Origin of the sequence: Kamptonema animale CS-326 (assembly GCF_028330895.1) — a bacterium.
Lineage (GTDB): Bacteria > Cyanobacteriota > Cyanobacteriia > Cyanobacteriales > Microcoleaceae > Kamptonema > Kamptonema formosum.
Genome location: NZ_JAQMUA010000196.1, coordinates 1 through 3,230 on the forward strand (window position 1 = coordinate 1; position 3,230 = coordinate 3,230).

2 protein-coding genes and 1 CRISPR repeat array are annotated in these 3,230 nt (G+C 40.7%); both genes read left to right on the forward strand.

The genetic code is table 11. The features are described from left to right. The first annotated feature begins 6 nt into the window (after positions 1-6). A CRISPR array of direct repeats spans positions 7-407; the repeat unit is 33 nt; unit sequence CAATTAAACTAAATCCCTATTAGGGATTGAAAC. Between the two features lie 231 nt (positions 408-638). Beyond that, complete coding sequence (gene gntT / locus PN499_RS11510; protein ID WP_272032009.1) at positions 639-1,982, forward strand: guanitoxin biosynthesis MATE family efflux transporter GntT; 1,344 nt, start codon at positions 639-641, stop codon at positions 1,980-1,982. Positions 1,983-2,134: 152 nt separating this feature from the next. Next, positions 2,135-3,082: an aldo/keto reductase family protein gene (locus PN499_RS11515; RefSeq protein WP_272032011.1), complete on the forward strand. Its 948-nt coding sequence runs from the start codon at positions 2,135-2,137 to the stop codon at positions 3,080-3,082. Positions 3,083-3,230 lie beyond the last annotated feature (148 nt).

The window sequence follows — 3,230 nt, forward strand, 5'->3', positions numbered from 1 at the left end:
AAGCCGCAATTAAACTAAATCCCTATTAGGGATTGAAACTTAGTAGGAGTAGACTGCTCATTAAGCTTGAGCAACCGCCGCAATTAAACTAAATCCCTATTAGGGATTGAAACAAAAACCAAGGATGTGTATATCAGGGAATTAGAGGAAAAGCCGCAATTAAACTAAATCCCTATTAGGGATTGAAACAAATTTTTTCTCAGGAAATTCAACCCCAACTTCTGAGCCGCAATTAAACTAAATCCCTATTAGGGATTGAAACGCTCTCTGTGGCAAATGCCGCCCTTGACATCAGCCGCAATTAAACTAAATCCCTATTAGGGATTGAAACGGGATTGCTTTTTGGTATGGAGCACCTAGCGATCGCAAAGCTACAATTAAACTAAATCCCTATTAGGGATTGAAACACCCGATCAATTGTTACTAAGCGAGATATAATTTTCTCGAACTACAGTTTTGTAAGGCTTTCGCCTAGCGAAGCCTACATTATTGAGAATCGCTAAAATCAAGAGCTCGCAAGACGAAAGCCTTTTTCTCTGACCAAAGTGACATCATCGGAATTATTTATGACTTGATTTCAAGTTGGCATTAGGCAAAAATACTGATAAAATAGACTATAGTATTTATCCCAATGGACTTTGAAATTACCTCAATACGACTTTCTATATCGCTTTCTAAAAATCGCTACTGTCAACGTAGCCTCGAATATTACAATACCCTTATCCGGTGCAGTCAGCGTAGCTTTCCTGGGACACCTGTCAAATATTAGTTATTTAGCAGGAGTAGCATTAGGAGCTATTTTGTTTGATTTTCTCTACGAAAGTTGTTCGTTTATCAAGTCAGGAACAACTGCAATTACATCTCAAGCAGTTGGACGAGATGACCGAGAAGAAATGCTTCTAGCAGGGCTACAAAATGGTTTAATCGCTTTGGGATTGGGTATGCTTTTTCTGCTGCTGCAATACCCTTTGGGAAAGCTCGGCTTTATGTTGTTAAACGCTACTCCCGATGTGCAACTTGCCGGGATTAATTACTTTAATAGTCGGATTTGGGGAGCGCCGGCAGCTTTCCTCAACTTAGTCTTAATTGGATGGTTTCTTGGACGAGAACAAAACCGCAAAGTTCTTTTACTTACTATCATCGGGAATGTTGCTAATATTGCCCTAAATTACCTTTACATTGTCGTTTGGGATTGGTCAAGCATGGGAGCTGGATTGTCTCAAGCTATTAGCCAGTATCTAACCTTATTTATAGGACTCGTTATGATCGGTCGTGAATTTTCCTTAAAAGAAATAGGTGCTTTAACAGGAAAAGTCATAAATTTGTCCGCATTACAAAGTGCTTTTGTTCTGAATGGCAATCTATCTGTTAGGTCTATAGTTATCGTATCTATCTTTGTCCTTTTCAATGCTTTTAGCTCAACCTTGGGCACTGAAGTTCTGGCTGAAAATGTTTTACTACTCCAAATAGTAGCACTAAGTATGTATATGTGTGATGGAGTAGAATACGCTACTGTAACTTTAATCGGTAACTTTCAAGGTCAAGGAACAACACATAAATTTGTGCCACTTTTGCAAATTGCATTAGCAACCAATCTGGCGATCAGTTTAGTAGTTGGACTAGCTGCTTTCTTTTTTCCTGACCCTATATTTCATCTGTTCACTAGCCATACTGAATTGATAGAAACAATTAAAAGTTATATCCTTTGGATACCCATTGTTGTAGTGGGCGCAGGAGTTGCTTATATTCTAGATGGATATTTTTCTGGCTTAGGTGAGGGTTCTGCTGTACGCAATACGTATTTAGTCAGCGGCTTAGTGGGACTTATCTCTCTATGTTTATCAACCTTTTATTTTCATAGCAATCATTTTTTATGGTTAGCGTTATCCGTATTTATGCTATCTTGCACGTTAATGTCGGCAATACAGTTACCTATGACTTTACAATCAAATGAGGAAAAGGAGGCTGTTGCCAACTTATAATTTAATATTATTATAATTTAATTGTAAGGTGGCGCTCGCCGAAATCATCTCTGCCTATGAATTACAAGCGATTGGCGGCGAGCGCCCACCCTACGTTTAATTGTAAGGCGAGTGTCCACCCTACCTTTAATTTAGTAAAATAAGAAAGACAAATGAAATACAGAAAATTGGGTGAGAGCGAACTGCATATTTCTGAAATCAGTCTTGGTTCCTGGGGTATTTGTGAGGGTGTAGAACAGCAAAATGCAGAGGCTTGTATTTACAAAGCATTTGATGTTGGTATTAACTTCATTGACACTTCTAATTCTTATGCCGCTGGCGGCGCTGAGTCATTTCTAGGGGAAGTATTACAAGGAATTGAGCGCTCCTCGTATATCCTGGCGACTAAAGTCTTTTTTCCTACATCACCTACTGACCAAGGACTATCAGCAGTCCAGATCCGAAAACAAATTGATGCTTCCTTAAACCGATTGCGTACCGATTATGTTGACTTGTATCAATGTCATCGCTACGATCCGAACACGCCTTTGGAGGAAACAATGATAGCACTTACTGAGGTAGTGCGTCAGGGAAAAGCTCGTTACATCGGCTTTAGCGAGTGGACTCCAGAGCAAATTCAAGCGGCGTTTAATATTGCTGATGTTGAACGCTTTGTTTCCAGTCAGCCTCAGTATTCTATGCTGTGGCGCAACCCAGAAGCAGAAGTCTTTCCATTGTGTGCAGCTAATGGTATTGGTCAGATTGTTTGGTCGCCATTAGCTCAAGGTATACTTGCAGGTAAATACCAGCCAGGACAAGTTCCACCTCCAAATTCTCGCGCTGCAAATGAAAAAATGAATTGGTTTTTGCTGGAGGAATTGTTTAGCGATCGCATTCTCACAGCCGTACAAAACCTCAAACCCATTGCCCAAGACTTAGGGTTAAGTATGCCACAGTTAGCCCTAGCCTGGGTACTACGCTCTGAGTACGTATCTTCAGCCATTATCGGTGCTAGTCGCCCGGAACAAATTGTCGATAACGCTGCTGCATCAGGAGTACAATTGAATGGGGACGTATTAGCAGCAATCGAGCGATCGCTGGTATCAGTTTTAGGCAAGTGAGGAAAGTAGGTCAGGACTTACGCAGGGAGTCCCAGAAACCGGGTTTTTGAGAGCATCTGTGGGTATCGGCGAAGTATTTTCGTCAAAAAACCCGGTTTCTTTGGTTGGGTGCGTAAGTCCTGAATTGTTAATTGTTAATAATCCCTCC